Origin of the sequence: Gilliamella sp. Choc5-1, assembly GCF_001690595.1 — a bacterium.
GTDB lineage: Bacteria > Pseudomonadota > Gammaproteobacteria > Enterobacterales > Orbaceae > Gilliamella > Gilliamella apicola_M.
Window position 1 is genome coordinate 21,127 of sequence record NZ_LZHH01000011.1, and the last position, 16,107, is coordinate 37,233.

At 37.6% G+C, this 16,107-nt stretch carries 15 protein-coding genes; 9 read left to right on the forward strand and 6 right to left on the reverse strand.

The window, feature by feature from the left end:
* Window positions 1–7: 7 nt before the first annotated feature.
* Window positions 8–1,897: a DNA topoisomerase IV subunit B gene (gene parE / locus A9G35_RS00815; RefSeq protein ID WP_065635289.1), complete on the reverse strand. Its 1,890-nt coding sequence runs from the start codon at window positions 1,895–1,897 to the stop codon at window positions 8–10.
* Between the two features lie 352 nt (window positions 1,898–2,249).
* On the opposite strand from parE, the gene A9G35_RS00820 reads away from it, so the two are divergent.
* From A9G35_RS00820 to ubiA, 5 genes are all read left to right on the forward strand, one after another.
* A complete protein-coding gene (locus tag A9G35_RS00820) occupies window positions 2,250–4,721 on the forward strand; it encodes a DMSO/selenate family reductase complex A subunit (RefSeq protein WP_065635290.1) in 2,472 nt (823 codons plus the stop codon).
* 2 nt (window positions 4,722–4,723) lie between these two features.
* Window positions 4,724–5,338 (forward strand): DMSO/selenate family reductase complex B subunit, encoded by a 615-nt coding sequence (locus tag A9G35_RS00825; protein ID WP_065635291.1) that lies wholly within the window; start codon window positions 4,724–4,726, stop codon window positions 5,336–5,338.
* A 1-nt stretch (window position 5,339) separates the two neighbouring features.
* Complete coding sequence (locus A9G35_RS00830; protein ID WP_065635292.1) at window positions 5,340–6,179, forward strand: dimethyl sulfoxide reductase anchor subunit family protein; 840 nt, start codon at window positions 5,340–5,342, stop codon at window positions 6,177–6,179.
* 42 nt (window positions 6,180–6,221) lie between these two features.
* Window positions 6,222–6,803 carry a TorD/DmsD family molecular chaperone gene (locus A9G35_RS00835; protein ID WP_081300076.1) on the forward strand — a complete coding sequence of 194 codons (582 nt, stop codon included), beginning with the start codon at window positions 6,222–6,224 and terminating at the stop codon, window positions 6,801–6,803.
* A gap of 127 nt (window positions 6,804–6,930) precedes the next feature.
* Complete coding sequence (gene ubiA, locus A9G35_RS00840; RefSeq protein WP_065635293.1) at window positions 6,931–7,758, forward strand: 4-hydroxybenzoate octaprenyltransferase; 828 nt, start codon at window positions 6,931–6,933, stop codon at window positions 7,756–7,758.
* Window positions 7,759–7,766: 8 nt separating this feature from the next.
* On the opposite strand, the gene folP is transcribed toward ubiA, so the two are convergent.
* The 3 genes from folP to rlmE form a co-directional block, all read right to left on the reverse strand.
* A complete protein-coding gene (gene folP / locus A9G35_RS00845; protein WP_065635294.1) occupies window positions 7,767–8,609 on the reverse strand; it encodes a dihydropteroate synthase in 843 nt (280 codons plus the stop codon).
* Between the two features lie 97 nt (window positions 8,610–8,706).
* A complete protein-coding gene (gene ftsH / locus A9G35_RS00850) occupies window positions 8,707–10,584 on the reverse strand; it encodes an ATP-dependent zinc metalloprotease FtsH (RefSeq protein WP_081300077.1) in 1,878 nt (625 codons plus the stop codon).
* Window positions 10,585–10,661: 77 nt separating this feature from the next.
* Window positions 10,662–11,288, reverse strand: a complete 627-nt coding sequence (gene rlmE / locus A9G35_RS00855) for a 23S rRNA (uridine(2552)-2'-O)-methyltransferase RlmE (protein ID WP_065635295.1) — start codon at window positions 11,286–11,288, stop codon at window positions 10,662–10,664.
* A 97-nt stretch (window positions 11,289–11,385) separates the two neighbouring features.
* Here rlmE and yhbY point away from each other — a divergent pair, with 97 nt between their 5' ends.
* Window positions 11,386–11,682 carry a ribosome assembly RNA-binding protein YhbY gene (gene yhbY / locus A9G35_RS00860; RefSeq protein ID WP_065635296.1) on the forward strand — a complete coding sequence of 99 codons (297 nt, stop codon included), beginning with the start codon at window positions 11,386–11,388 and terminating at the stop codon, window positions 11,680–11,682.
* Between the two features lie 60 nt (window positions 11,683–11,742).
* Here yhbY and greA read toward each other — a convergent pair whose 3' ends face one another.
* Window positions 11,743–12,219 carry a transcription elongation factor GreA gene (gene greA / locus A9G35_RS00865; protein ID WP_065635297.1) on the reverse strand — a complete coding sequence of 159 codons (477 nt, stop codon included), beginning with the start codon at window positions 12,217–12,219 and terminating at the stop codon, window positions 11,743–11,745.
* Between the two features lie 248 nt (window positions 12,220–12,467).
* On the opposite strand from greA, the gene A9G35_RS00870 reads away from it, so the two are divergent.
* The 3 genes from A9G35_RS00870 (at window position 12,468) to hslO (ending at window position 15,462) form a co-directional block, all read left to right on the forward strand.
* The gene (locus tag A9G35_RS00870) at window positions 12,468–14,099 is read left to right on the forward strand and encodes a hypothetical protein (protein ID WP_065635298.1); all 1,632 of its coding nucleotides are present in this window, start codon (window positions 12,468–12,470) and stop codon (window positions 14,097–14,099) included.
* A gap of 99 nt (window positions 14,100–14,198) precedes the next feature.
* Window positions 14,199–14,597: a ribosome-associated heat shock protein Hsp15 gene (gene hslR / locus A9G35_RS00875; protein ID WP_065635299.1), complete on the forward strand. Its 399-nt coding sequence runs from the start codon at window positions 14,199–14,201 to the stop codon at window positions 14,595–14,597.
* Entirely contained in the window at window positions 14,584–15,462 is an 879-nt protein-coding gene (gene hslO / locus A9G35_RS00880; RefSeq protein ID WP_065635300.1) for an Hsp33 family molecular chaperone HslO, read from the forward strand. The genes hslR and hslO overlap by 14 nt, the downstream gene beginning before the upstream one ends.
* A 193-nt stretch (window positions 15,463–15,655) precedes the next feature.
* On the opposite strand, the gene A9G35_RS00885 is transcribed toward hslO, so the two are convergent.
* On the reverse strand, window positions 15,656–16,107 hold a 452-nt coding region (locus A9G35_RS00885), incomplete at its 5' end, for an integrase core domain-containing protein (RefSeq protein WP_141673717.1).

A 16,107-nucleotide genomic window follows, 5' to 3' on the forward strand; every position in this document is an offset into this window, starting at 1 on the left:
CAGTTTATTAGACATCAAGTTCAACTTGATCGCCTTTTTCTTGTAACCATTCGCGACGATCTTCTGAGCGTTTTTTAGCAAGTAGCATATCCATTAATGCCATCGTTTGCTCAGCATCATCAAGCGAAAGCTGCACTAAACGACGCGTATTGGGATCCATTGTTGTTTCACGTAGTTGTAGTGGATTCATTTCACCTAGACCTTTAAAGCGCTGCACATTGGGTTTGCCTTTTTTACGTTTAAGCTGTTCTAAAATGCCTTCTTTTTCTTCTTCATCTAGGGCGTAATGAACTTCTTTTCCTAAATCGATGCGGTAAAGCGGCGGCATAGCAACAAAGACATGCCCATGTTCAACCATGGTACGAAAGTGCCGAACAAATAAAGCACAAAGTAATGTTGCAATATGTAGCCCATCTGAGTCGGCATCGGCTAAAATACAGATTTTACCATAACGTAATTGGCTTAAATCATCGCTATCTGGATCGATACCGATAGCAACAGAAATATCATGGATTTCTTGTGAGCCGAGTACTTCATCGGACGAGACTTCCCATGTATTTAAGATTTTGCCTTTAAGAGGCATAATGGCTTGATATTCACGATCTCGCGCTTGTTTAGCCGAACCTCCCGCAGAATCGCCTTCCACTAAAAAAAGTTCAGTACGACTTAAGTCTTGTGATGAGCAATCGGCCAATTTACCTGGTAATGCTGGACCACTGGTTAATTTCTTTCGAATGACTTTTTTGGACGCTTTTAAGCGTTTTTGTGCACTTGAAATTACCATTTCAGCTAGTAATTCGGCTATTTGTACATTTTGATTCAACCAAAGACTAAATGCATCTTTCACAATAGCCGAAACAAATGCCGCACTTTGGCGCGATGATAAGCGTTCTTTAGTTTGACCCGCAAACTGAGGCTCTTGCATTTTGACTGAAATAACATAGGCACAGCGTTCCCATATATCATCGGCGGTTAATTTTAATCCTCGTGGTAACAAATTGCGAAACTCACAAAACTCACGCATTGCGTCTAATAATCCTTGACGTAAACCATTAACATGGGTACCGCCTTGTACGGTTGGGATTAAGTTAACGTAACTTTCAGTTAATAATTCTCCACCTTCTGGCATCCAAAGCAGTGCCCATTCTACGGCTTCTGTTTCGCCAGTATGATTACCTGTAAAAGGCGTTTCAGGTAAAAGAGAGTAACCGCTGACAGATTCCATTAGATAATCTTTTAGGCCATCTTCATAACACCAACGTTGTTCGGTATTATTGATGTCATCTTTAAAAATAATTTCAAGACCAGGACAAAGCACCGCTTTAGCTTTTAGTAGATGTGATAAGCGTGGGACAGAAAATCTAGGCAAATCAAAATATTTTTCGTCAGGCCAAAAATGAACTTTGGTACCTGTATTACGACGACCACAAGTGCCCGTAATATGCAGATCTTCAACTTTATTACCGTTTTCAAAAGCTATTTCGTACACTTGTCCATCACGATGAACTGTAACTTCAACACGTTTTGATAATGCATTGACTACCGAAATACCTACACCGTGTAAACCACCTGAAAATTGGTAATTTTTGTTCGAGAACTTTCCGCCAGCATGTAAACGACAAAGCAATAATTCAATCGCTGGCACACCTTCTTCAGGGTGAATATCAACTGGCATTCCTCGCCCATCGTCGATAACTTCTAGTGAATTATCTTGAAAAAGGGTAACCTTAACTTTACGAGCATGACCTGCGATAGCTTCATCAACACTGTTATCAATGACCTCCTGCCCTAAATGGTTTGGTCGGCTTGTATCAGTGTACATTCCAGGTCGATGACGAACTGGATCAAGCCCTTTTAATACTTCAATATCAATGGCATTATAAGTAGATTGCGACATAGTTTTTCTATTTATTCGAATAAATGACACCCATTATACCAATCTTTGTTCAATAAGACCAAGGTCAATGGTCAAGGCGTTTAAGTTAAAATCATCAATTCAACTATTGTATTGGTTAGCAAAGATTATTTATTTTTATTGCTAGAAAATTAATTGTATAACAAAAAGTAAATTAGTATGGAGCAGCGTAAATAACGATATTGGGGATGAGCTATTTCTTTTTATATTTAAGAATAATTCTTATTTAACTTAATTGTTGTAATTTCTCTGCTATATTTGACTTTTTTCGTTTTTTTTATCACATTTTTAGTATTATGATAAATAAGTCCCATAAAAAAATTAAGGGAATTTGATGAGTAAGTCCGAACATAAAATAAGTCGACGTAATTTTTTACAGAAATCATTAACCATAGCAGGTGTAGCAGCACTAACAAATAATATGCAGCTACCTTTTGTCTATGCAGATCCAAAAACTAATGCTAAAAGTAGCATAATCCCAACTAATTCCACAGATGAAGAAAAAATTGTTTATAGTGCTTGTTTAGTAAACTGCGGTAGTCGTTGTCCTTTAAAAGTCCATGTCAAAAACGATATTATCACCAAAATATCATCAGAAGACGGCATTCATGAACCAACTTTTGGTCAGCACCAAATTCGCCCTTGTTTGCGTGGACGCTCAGTTCGATGGCGCACTTACGATCCTGAGCGCTTAAAATATCCAATGTTACGGATTGGTAAGCGTGGTGAAGGTAAATTTAAACGGATTTCGTGGGATGAGGCTATTAATTTATTAGCAGATAAACTCAAATATACCATTAATAATTATGGTAATGAGGCAATTTATTATCAATATGGAACAGGTACAACAGGTGCAAATATTTCAGGGCGCAGTGCCTGTAAGCGATTTTTAAGTACTATTGGTGGTTATCTTAATTATCATGGTGACTATTCAAGTGGACAGATAACAGCTATTCTGCCTTATATTTATGGTAATGCTAAAGAGTCATTGATTGATCAAATAAAGCACTCTGATTTAGTCGTGATGTTTGGGCAGAATATTGCCGAAACTCGCATGTCTGGCGGTGGGCAAGTTACGGAGTTATTTAATGCATTATCGCAAAGCAAAGCACGAGTTATTATTATTGATCCTAGGCGTAATGAAAGCGTTGTGGGTTATAATGCGGAGTGGATTCCCATTATTCCCGGAACAGATGCTGCTTTAGTTGCTGCAATTATCTATGCTTTACTTGAAGAAGATCGTATTGATGATGCGATGCTCAATCAATATTGTGTCGGTTGGAACGCTGATTCATTGCCTGACAGTGCGCCACCTTTTAGTGATTTTAAATCTTATATTCTCGGATTGGGTAACGATAGAACGCCTAAAACACCAGAATGGGCTGCGAAAAAGACAGGTATTGCTGCGGCACAAATTCGTAAGCTAGCACTGGATATTGTTAATGCTAAAGCTGCATGGATTTCTCAAGGTTGGGGAGCTCAACGTTGGCAAAATGGTGAGCATACGACAAGGGCGATTATGATATTGCCAATTATCACTGGTCAATTTGGTAAACCAGGCACTAATATTGGTACATGGGGAGGCAGTGTTACTTATCCTGTTCCAAGCTTAAGCATTTCTAATCCAATAAAAACTAGCATTCCCTTCTTTTTGTGGACTAAAGCAATTGAAGATCCACTTAGTATGACTGCCAAAAATGCCTATTTACTCAATAAAAATAAACTTGATGTTGGAATAAAATTCCTCTGGAGTTATGCTAGCAATGTAATTGGTAATCAGCATGCTGACCTAAATCGAACACACCAAATTTTGCAAGACGAGTCTAAATGTGAGTTTATTCTTGTTTGGGATACGCATATGACCGCCTCGGCAAAATATGCAGACTTAGTCTTGCCCGATGTTTCATCGGTTGAAAGTAACGATTTGATTAATAACTCTTATGCATCGGGCGCTTATCACTATCTTATCCGTATGCAACGCGCAATAACACCACTTTGGGAAAACCGCCCAGCTTATGAAGTATTAACTGAACTGTCCAAAATTATGGGCGTAAAGGACAAATTTACCGAAGGGCGAACGCAAGAAGATTGGATAGCCTACTGTTATGAAAAATTACGCAAAAGTGAAACCCATTTACCACCTTTTGCCAATACTGATGGTATGGGCGTTATTGATCGCAAGCTAGCGGATAGCGATACCCAGATTGCACTAAAAGCCTTTCGAGACGATCCTATTAAAAACCCATTAAATACACCATCAGGAAAAATAGAAATCTATTCAGAAGCATTAGCTACTATCGCCAATGAATGGGAACTCGATCCAGAGGATTTTCTTCACCCTATTCCTGCCTATTTACCTGCCATTGAAGGGAGTGAAGATAAATCAAAACGCGAAAAATATCCATTGCAACTTATAGGTTTTCATACCAAAGGGCATTGCCATTCTACTTACAGCAACTTACCACAACTACGTGAAGCAGTAGCCAATAGCCTTTGGATTAATCCATTTGATGCCAAACAAAGGCAAATTAAACATGGTCAATTAGTTGAGGTTTACAACGATCGCGGTCGGCTTTATATTCCTGCCAAAGTTACACCACGAATATTACCAGGTGTGCTTGCAATACCTCAAGGTATATGGGCCAAAACTAATGCATCAGGGGTTGATATTGGCGGATGTATTAACCGCTTAACTTCGTTGCGTCCAAGTGTGTTGGCTAAATCAAACTCACAACATACTAATTTGGTTGATGTTAAACCATTATCGGCTGCATCAACGACATTGCCTGTAACAGGGGGGCAATAAAAATGCAATATGGATTTTATATCGATTCTTCAAAATGTACAGGATGTAAAACCTGCCAACTTAGTTGCAAAGACGAAAAAGACAACGCATTAGGCGTTCATTTTCGCCGAGTTTATGAATATGGCGGAGGTACATGGCAACAAGTTGATGGTATTTGGCAAAATGATACCTTTACTTATTATTTATCGATTTCCTGTAACCATTGTGAACAGCCTACTTGTGTACAAGGTTGCCCAACGGGTGCAATGCATAAACGCAAACAAGATGGGCTAGTTGTAGTTAATCAAGATGTCTGTATTGGTTGCCGATATTGCGAAATGCGTTGCCCATATGGTGCGCCACAGTTTGATCATCAAAAAAAGGTTATGTCAAAATGTGACGGCTGTTATGAACGTGTCGAACAAGGGCTAAAACCCGTTTGTGTCGAATCCTGCCCACAGAGAGCATTAGATTTTGACGAAATTGAAAAACTGCGTCAGCGACATGGCAATGAACGAAATATTGCTCCGTTACCAAACGAAAACCTAACCAAACCAAACATTGTTATCAAACCTCATCCACAAGCAAAAGTCTCGGGTGATACATTAGGACAAATACTCAACCCTGAGGAGGTTTAACATGCATGAATTACCATTAGTTTTTTTTACTGTATTTGGGCAGTTATCTGTTGGCATGGTATGGTTAGGAGGGCTATTTTATTTAGTTAATCGTGACCCAAATCGGAATATTATTATCCAAAAAATCAATATAACCGCTCTAGTTTTTATGGCTATAGGTATGGCGCTGGCCTCGTTTCACTTAGGTAAGCCCTTGCGTGCGTTAAATGTGATATTTGGTATTGGGCGATCACCAATGAGTAATGAAATTTTCACCTTTGGCGTATTATTCGGTGTCACCTTTGCATGGGTGCTAATAAACTATTATGCACAACATCCAAATACCAATAAATTAAAAATAATCAAAAAAATTTGTTTACAGCTCAAGCACATTCCATATTTAGACCAAATATTGGCGACACTTTTAATTATCATTAGTCTATTTTTTGTTTGGACGATCGTATTAACCTATATGCTACCGACCGTAAAAACATGGAACACCTATTACACCGCTATACAAATGTACACCGCCATGCTAGCTTTAGGGGGCGTTGCTATTGCGCTATTAGGACTACCGCGGCTTGGTTATATAGCTTGTGTGATAGGAAGCTTATTTATTATTTTATTGAAAGTGCCTTATGCCAACTTAATGACCACAATCGCACCAGAGCTCACTCATCAACAACATAGTTGGATGATAACCGAATGCATACTATTAATCATGGCATTGATATTAATGACTATCAACATTTGGCAAAAACGGCATGCAACGATCATTTATAGCTTTGCTTTTATTGGTATCTTCATTGGCGAAATCAGTGGGCGCATTGCATTTTATAACTTATGGATAATTCCGATGTAATGCATCATCAATACGATATACTTATAGTCAGGTAGCGATTTAATGAAAAATAACCAAGTAATGCATCTAGATAAACTTACATCCACCATTTTAGCCAAAGTATTAGGTGCTTTTTTTTATTATCCACCTGATCACCAAACAGTTAAACCACTCATTGATACCTTATGCCAAATTGAGCATATCGCTAACTGGCAAAACACTGTGCTTATTGGTGAACAGTGCCAAATAATTGCCAATCAAATCAACAATCTAGAACTTAATTACCAATTTTCATTATTATTTGAAGGGCAGGGTAGCATGTCTGCGCCACCATGGGGATCGGTCTATTTAGATCAGGAGCAACTATTAATGGGTGAATCGCAAGAGCGCTATCGTCAATTTTTACAGCAACACGGATTAATTCTCAATACTGGCATCAACGAACCTGAAGACCAATTTGGATTAATGCTAATGGCTTATGCCATATTGCAAGAAAAGGACAAACCCAAAATAGCAAAACAATTAATTGATGAACATTTATTGATTTGGTCTTCAGCCTACTTAGAAAAATTAAAGCAAAATGAGATAAGCCCATTTTATCGAGCATTAGCTGTGATTGCGCAGCAGTATCTGCGCATAATCTGACTTTTTCATTACAGTCTTTTAGCTAACAAACCTTTACCTAACAAACCTTGTTGATGATAGTGCGCATTGCAGGTTTTAAGTAACAAGGTATAATCCACTTATTATTTTAAATAGCAAATATCATTTTATGTTAGCGTATATACAACTAATGCGGTTAGACAAACCGATCGGCACCTTACTACTACTTTGGCCAACGCTCTGGGCAATATGGCTAACAGGTCAACCGTACACCTATATCACGCTTATTTTTATTTTAGGGGTAATCATCATGCGGGCAGCTGGATGCGTTGTTAACGACTATGCCGATCGTCATTTTGATGCTCACGTCGAACGCACAAAAAAACGTCCACTAGCTCGGGGTGCATTGACCGAAAAAAGCGCATTATGGACCTTATTTATCCTATTATTTATTGCTCTTTGCCTATTGCTTAATTTAAATAAGCTATCTTGGCTTATTGCATGCATAGCCTTACTAACAGCAATGATTTACCCGTTTATGAAGCGCTACACTCACTTACCGCAAGTCACTTTAGGCATTGCCTTTAGTTGGGGGATTCCTATGGCATATGCAGCCATTATAGAGCAATTCCCTTTCACTTGTTGGTTACTTTGCTTGGCTAATATCTGTTGGATAATTGCTTATGACACGGAATATGCGATGGTGGATCGCAATGACGATATCAAAATAGGCATAAAATCCACCGCCATTTTATTTGGGCGGTACGATAAGTTAATTATTGGGGTATTACAGGTATTAACGATGATTGGGTTATTTATGGTTGGCATCATCAACCAATTATCATTGGTTTTTTATATTGCTTTATTGCTTGTTGCCATGTTATTTATTTACCAACAATGGTTAATCAAAAATCGAGAACGAGAACGTTGTTTTCAAGCTTTTTTAAATAATAATTATGTTGGGATTATGGTGTTTTTTGGGGTATTTTTTAACTAAAAAACACCCTATACCTTATTTTTTTCTGCAAGCGTCGCCTGCACAATCCGCAACGCATCAAACGTTTCTTTTACATCATGCACACGAATAATCTGCGCCCCTTTCATTGCCGCTATCACCGCACAAGAAACACTGCCTAACATTCGCTCTTGCGGTGGGACATTTAGCACTTGCCCTATCATGGATTTTCGTGACATGCCGACTAATAAAGGCAAGTTGAAATGGTGGAATTGTTCAAGTGTTGCTAATAGTCGGTAATTGTGCGCTAGTGTTTTACCAAATCCAAAACCGGGATCAAGGATGATTTTTTGGCGGTCAATTCCGGCGTTTATGCAACGTTCGATCTGTTTTGCAAAAAAGTTATCGACTTCTTGATAGATATCTTGCTCGTAGTGTGGGGCATTTTGCATGGTTTGTGGGTCGCCTTGCATGTGCATGACGCAAACAGGTAAGCCTGTTTGTGCTGCAGCTTCAAGTGCTCCGGATTCTGTTAAGGCTCGAACATCATTAATTAGGTGCGCTCCTGCTTTAGCTGATTCAGTCATCACTTGTGGCTTTGAGGTGTCAACCGAAATCCAAACATCAAAATAACGAGCAACTTTTTCAACTAAAGGCACTACTCTATCTAGCTCTTCTTCAACTGATACGATGGCTGCACCTGGGCGAGTTGATTCTCCCCCTATATCAATAAATGTTGCGCCTACTTGAATCATGCTGTCAACACGGCGCATGGCGTCATCAAGGTTGTTATAATTTCCGCCATCAGAAAACGAATCAGGCGTCATATTCACAATGCCCATGACTTGCGGAAAAGAAAGATCTATTGTCTGATTTTGAAAATGTATTTCCATGATTAACAGCCTTATTAAGGTTATACTATGCGATTGTGTTTATTTATAAGGTATTTTATCGATAAAAAACGCGCCGTAGCGCGTTGAGTTTGGTTTATTAACTTTCTGATTGTGGCGGCGTGTCATTCCCTTCATTTGGGATCTGCTTTGCTGCCTTTTCGTCACTTTCGGTCCAGTCATCTGGTGCGGTAAGTGGGCGACGCGCAATTAAGTCTGCGACTTGTTTTGAATCAATGGTTTCGTATTTCATAAGCGCATCTTTCATTGCATGTAATACGTCAATATTCTCCGTTAGGATTTTACGAGCTCGTTGATAATTACGGTCAATAATAGCTTTGACTTCTTCGTCAATGATGCGAGCTGTTTCGTCAGAGATGTCTTTTGGGCGTCCATATTGGTTGTCGTCTGTTTCGTAAAACAGTGGTCCTAAACGATCCGAAAAGCCCCACTGTGTAACCATGGCTCTTGCATATTGTGTAGCTACTTTGATGTCATTTGATGCACCTGTTGAAATCTTGTTTGCACCATAAATAAGTTCTTCAGCAAGTCGTCCACCATAAAGTGTGGCAATGTCGCCTTCGAGCTTTTCACGACTTTCACTAACACGATCGCCTTCTGGTAAAAAGAACGTCACACCAAGGGCGCGCCCACGTGGAATGATGGTAACTTTGTGGATCGGGTCATGATCTGGCATTAAGTGACCAATAATAGCGTGCCCAGCTTCGTGATAAGCCGTTGATATAAGTTGTTCTTGAGTCATGCTTAACGAACGTCGTTCGGTGCCCATGTTGATTTTATCTTTGGCTTCTTCAAACTCATCCATAGTGACTAAACGTTTATTACGGCGAGCGGCAAATAATGCAGCTTCGTTGACTAAGTTTGCTAGTTCTGCACCCGAATAGCCCGGTGTACCTCGTGCTAGGACGGATAAGTCAACATCGGTTCCAAGTGGTACTTTACGAGCATGTACCGCAAGAATTTGTTCACGTCCTTTCATGTCAGGCAAGCCAATCTGCACTTGTCGATCAAAGCGTCCTGGTCGTAATAATGCTGGATCTAAGATATCAACGCGGTTTGTTGCTGCGATGATGATGATGCCACTGTTAGTTTCAAAGCCATCCATTTCAACAAGCATTTGGTTTAATGTTTGTTCACGTTCGTCGTGCCCACCCATTGAGCCTGCACCACGTTTGCGACCAACGGCGTCAATTTCGTCAATAAAAATAATACATGGTGAATGTTTTCGAGCTTGTTCAAATAAATCACGCACACGCGATGCGCCAACACCAACAAACATTTCAACAAAATCAGAACCTGACATGCTGAAAAACGGAACATTAGCTTCGCCAGCAATGGCTTTGGCTAGTAGGGTTTTACCTGTTCCAGGAGGGCCTACCATCAAGATCCCTTTTGGAATTCGTCCACCAAGTTTTTGGTATTTACCAGGATCTCGTAAAAAGTCGACCACTTCAGTTACTTCTTGTTTGGCTTCTTCACTGCCTGCCACATCGGTAAATTTAGTTTTAACTTGATCAGGGGTTAGCATTTTGGCTTTGCTTTTACCCACTGACATTGGTCCACCTTTGCCACCACCTTGCATTTGGCGCATTATAAATAGCCAAAAACCAATAAGTAAAATAATAGGAAACCAAGAGATAAGAATGCTAACAATTAGGCTTGGTCTTTCGTCAGGACTACCATAAACAGGTACTTTATTACTCAATAGGTCATCCATCAGTTTGTCATCAATATAAGGAATATAGGTAACGTAATTGCCATTATCTTTTGTTGTGGCAACAATTTCACGCCCCTTAATATGCACTTCTTGGAGTTTACCATTCGTGATATCGGAATTAAATTGGGTATAATTGACTTGAGGATTGCTATTAGCGATTGAGCTAAATTGATTAAATCCAGCAATCAATACTACAGCGATAATTCCCCAGATCAGTAAATTCTTCACCATGTCGTTCAAAAGAAAAACCTCTCATAAAAAATTAACAGTTACGACTAAATTTAACGAAGTATGGTACTACAAAATTATACAACTGGCTACTTCATACCCATTGCAACAATATAAACTTCTCGAGACCTTGCTCGCGATGCTTCTGGTTTGCGAATTTTGACTGTTTTGAACATGTCTCTTACCTGTTTTAGGTAAGTTTCAAATCCTTCGCCTTGAAACACTTTCACAATAAAATTGCCGTTTGGGGCAAGTACGTCTCGACACATGTCTAACGCAAGTTCAACTAAATACATGGCTCTTGGTATGTCAACGGCTGGCTGTCCGCTCATGTTCGGTGCCATGTCTGACATAACAACTTGGACTTTTTCTTCACCCACTCGTTCAAGTAAAGCCTTTAAAACGGCTTCATCACGAAAATCGCCTTGAAGAAAGTCAACTCCCACAATCGGATCCATTGGTAGTAAGTCACACGCAATAATGCGGCCTTTATTACCAATAAGCGATGCAACATATTGTGACCACCCACCAGGCGCTGCACCTAAATCAACAACGGTTATTCCTGGTTTGAATAGTTTGTCACTTTTTTGAATTTCTTCTAATTTGAACCATGCTCTGGATCGTAGTCCTTTTTTTTGTGCTTGTTGCACAAAGCGATCTTTAAAATGCTCATTGAGCCAACGTGTCGAGCTTGCTGAGCGTTTTTTGTTACTCACAGCGAATAAATCCTTAATGTAAAGAGGTCACTTCATTGATTACAAATATATATAAGGGTAGAATAGCAAAATTGCAACTTAATGTGATAAAAATTTAATGAATTTATCGAATAAACAAAAACAGTATTTAAAAAGTGAAGCGCATCATTTAAAGCCTATTGTGATGATTGGGGCTAATGGATTTACCGAAGGCGTACTTGCCGAAATTGACCATGCGTTAAATTTTCATGAGTTAATCAAAATTAAGGTTTCTGCTGAAGACCGCGAAACTAAAAAGCTTATTTGCGATGCGATTATTCGTGAAACAAAAGCATTACCCGTACAATTGGTAGGTTCTAATTTTACGATTTTTAGACCAAGTGAAGATAAAAAAATCACTTTACCTAAATCTTAAATAAAAATAACAGGGCCATTTGCCCTGTTGCTTTATCTATTGTTGTTAAAGTTGTTTTTACTAGATATATTCAACTTTAATAATGTCAAATTCGACATCACCACCAGGTGTTTTGATTTGTACTGTGTCGCCATCTTCTTTACCGATTAGCCCACGGGCAATAGGTGAGTTAACCGAAATAAGGTTTTGTCTATAATCTGCTTCGTCATCACCAACGATGCGATAGGTTATTTCTTCGTCGGTTTCGATATTAACGACAGTCACAGTAGCGCCAAAAATAATACGTCCAGTATTTTTTACTTTGGTTATGTCTATAATTTGTGCTTGTGATAATTTGCCTTCAATTTCTTGAATTCGACCCTCACAAAAACCTTGTTGTTCTCTGGCTGCGTGGTATTCAGCATTTTCTTTTAAATCGCCGTGTGCTCTTGCTTCTGCAATGGCTGCTGTAATTTGTGGCCTTTTGACATTTTTTAGCTCTTCTAGTTCAGCACGTAATAGTTCAGCTCCCTTTACTGTCATTGGGATTTGTTTCATCTAGGTATCTCCCGTTTTTACTTATTTAGTAAATAAAAATAACTATCCCTTAACTTAATTAAAATAAAAAGGGAAAGTGAATTGTCCTGTTGGTTATTTAACAACATTATTATAGTCAATCTTTATATATTAACTGTAAAGCTTGTTGAATAACAAATCATTTATGCTGAAAATGAGATGATATTTTGATTAAGATCGGTTATCGTAATGTAATTATTAGCTGTTTATTATAATAATTACATTTATTTATGCGACGTTTACGATTTTATATAATCATTTTATTATCCATTATTTGGTTTTTTGTTTTATTGTCCTATTTTGTCATACAAACCTCGTTCGGAGCCAAGATAGTTAGTCAGCAATTATCTAAATATAGCTGTTATACAATTTCAATCGGTAGTGTCCATCACTCTTTTTCAAATTTCTATGAATTGGTTTTTGATAACGTTGTTGTAAAAAACGATAGACAAGAGATTGTTAATGTACCAACAATCGTTGTAGGGTTAGATAAAACTCATTTATGGCAATTAACCCATTTTAATTATGTTATTGTCATTAATGGAACCATTAATCATGCTGATAATGATGGTCAATTTAGCCATTATGATTTTTCGACTAATACGCTGAAATTAGTTGACTCAACCGTTAATATTTCAGTTAATAGTGGGCAAGATAAACTTTCATTTACACAACTAAATGGTGGCGTTAAACCATTTTCGTTATCAGCGGTTTCGTTATCAGGGGAAGATAAATACCAATTTGATTTTTCTTCGCAAGTAGTATTGGTCAATCAAGTTCCTATCAAATCAATGCTTATTCAAGGATTTCATCGTGATGGTGTTACTACAGTGACTAATTTAGGTGGTAATATTGATAATGGCTTTTTTGTTAGTAAATTAAAAATACTTGCTAATAATCATTTAAATATTGATAAGATACAACTACATAATATTAATTTCCAATCAACCGATAAGGATTTTTGGAATAGGTATTCTCATATTGTGCCAAATATGGCGATCAAGCAGTTATCGATATTTGAAAGTAGCATACAATTGCCTAATTTTTTAATTGAAAAAGGTAATATTGAGGCAACTAACCTGAGTTATGATGATAAATGGCATTTTGATCAAAGTACGTTTGTTTTTAATGCTGATCATGTTGTGTGGCATGATGAGGAGTTTGCGTCGGTGTTGGCTCAATTATCATCTAATGATCAAGAGGTGACGATCAAAAAAGTGCTAGCCAAATGGAATAAAGGTAGTATGAATTTTGCAGGAAAATGGAAAGATAGCACCTTACATTTAGATCAATTAACATTATCAGATATTAATTATCAGCTTCCTGAAAAGCTAGAATTTTCGGCGTTACCGAGTATTTTTAAGAGCATCAAAGTAGATAAGCTTACTGCTTTACAAAGTTTGATAATTAGAAAATATAGCGATTTTCCTTTTACTTTATATAACTTTCAGGTTTCTGGTACGGATGTTGTTTTAGCGAAAGATCACAAATTAGGCTTTTTTGCAGGAACAACTTTTTTTAAATCAGAAAAAGGCTCATTTAATCGAATTGATGCTAGTTATCTTGATTTGATTTTAAAATTTGATGATGAAAATCATGCATCGTTAATCTTTAGTACTTTAGTTAGTGGTGGTATGATTGAGTCAAATGCACACGTTGATTTATCGCAAAATGAACCATTATCTTTGCAATTTAATGCTTATGGTGTAACCAGTTCATTGCTAGAAAACTGGAAATTGGTGAAACAGCCACCAAAAGCCATGAATTATTCGGTGAATTTGCAAGGAAAATTATTGCCGTTTAGTTTTTCAGGTGTATTTTCTAGTGATGGCAATAATTATATTATTAAGCATGAACATTGATTTTTACAAAAACATTCTTATATAACTGGTTAAGATGTTTAAGGTATTATGTGTCTTTGAGTGTGAAAGACTTTATAATAAGTGGTATGTGAGGATGTAATGGTTCTTGTTCGATTAGATAAATGGCTTTGGGCCGCAAGGTTTTATAAGTCACGAGCATTAGCCCGTGAAATGATTGATGGCGGTAAAGTGCATTATAATGGTCAACGTACTAAACCAAGTAAAATTGTTGAAGTTGGTGCAACTATAACGCTTCGTCAAGGTTCCGATCAAAGAACTATTCAAATTTTAGCTATTAGTGAACAACGAAGAACGGCCACTGAAGCTCAACAACTTTATCAAGAAACTTCTGACAGCATTGCTAAACGTGAAGCAATAGCACAAGCACGTAAACTTAATGCATTGACAATGCCTCATCCAGATAGAAAGCCAGATAAAAAGGAGCGGCGTGATTTGATTAAATTTAAATATGATAGGCAACAAGATGACAACAGTTAATATGGATACTTTAAATCGATTTTTATTTGATAACCACCCAATCCGTGGTGAAATTACCCGTCTTGAACAAACATACCAAGCGGTGTTAGATAATCATACTTACCCTGTTGCAGTACAAAATTTACTTGGAGAATTATTGGTTGTAACCAGTTTATTAACAGCAACACTAAAATTTGAGGGTGATATTGCGGTTCAGTTGCAAGGTGATGGAGCGTTATCGTTAGCCGTTGTTAATGGTAATGATCAGCAACAGTTGCGTGGCGTTGCTCGGGTTAATGGTGAAATTGCTGACGACGCAACACTCAAAGATATGGTGGGTAATGGTTATATTGTTATTACTATTACACCTAAAAATGGCGAGCGTTATCAAGGTATTGTCGGGTTAGAAAAAGATACACTTATTGGTTGCATCGAAAACTATTTTATGCAATCAGAGCAGCTTCCTACTCGTTTATTTGTGAAAACAGGTGTACATAATAATAAGCCAATGGCAGCAGGTATTTTATTACAAATTTTGCCGGCTAATGATGATACTGCTGAATCATTTGAGCACCTAAGCGCATTAACCGAAACAATTACGGCTGATGAGTTATTACAGCTCTCTACTGACGAGATTTTGTATCGTTTATATAATCAAGAACAAGTGCGTCTTTTTGAAACACATGATATTACTTTTAAGTGCGGTTGTTCACGCCAACGTTGTGAAGATAGTTTAATGACGTTACCCGCTAACGAAATTGATGAGATCTTAAGTGAAGATGGCGGTAATATTGATATTCATTGTGATTATTGTGGAAAGCATTATTTGTTTGATTCTATCGATATTGCTGAAATAAGAAATAGGCACAAGGTCAATTACCATTAACCTTTAATTTTTCAATAAAAAGATACTAAACATTATATTTATAATTGTAGAAATTCCTCATGTTGTTTACAGTAATTTGAAAAATTACTGTTATAAGTATCCATAAAAAAAATTAACGCTCTATCACAGTCAAGCGATAGGGCGCTGATATTATAAAGAAAAATAACCATTACTATGGAATGGCAACACATTTTCAAACAAAAAAATTAAGGGGTAAGTGTTTTTTAAATTCAACGGGAGGCAAGTAGCCTAACGAAGAATGTAATCGTTTATGATTATACCAATAAGCATAAGCCGAAAAAGCGCGTTGTAACTCAGCCGTTGAGTTGAAACGTTGGCCTTTTACAAATTCCGTTTTAATTGTTTTAAATGTCGCTTCCGCTACCGCATTGTCATAAGGACATCCTTTCTTGCTTAATGAATGCGTGATATTAAATGTCTTAAAACAATCCGCTAATAACCGATTATCAAACTCTTTACCTCGGTCTGAATGAAATAAATCTAATTTCGATAATGGCAGTTTAATTTGGCTTAATGCCGACATAACAAGCTCTGCTGTTTTATGTTGACCAACATGGTAACCGACAATCTGCCTATCGGATAAGTTCACTAAAACACATAAATAGTTCCAACGTTGCTTAACTT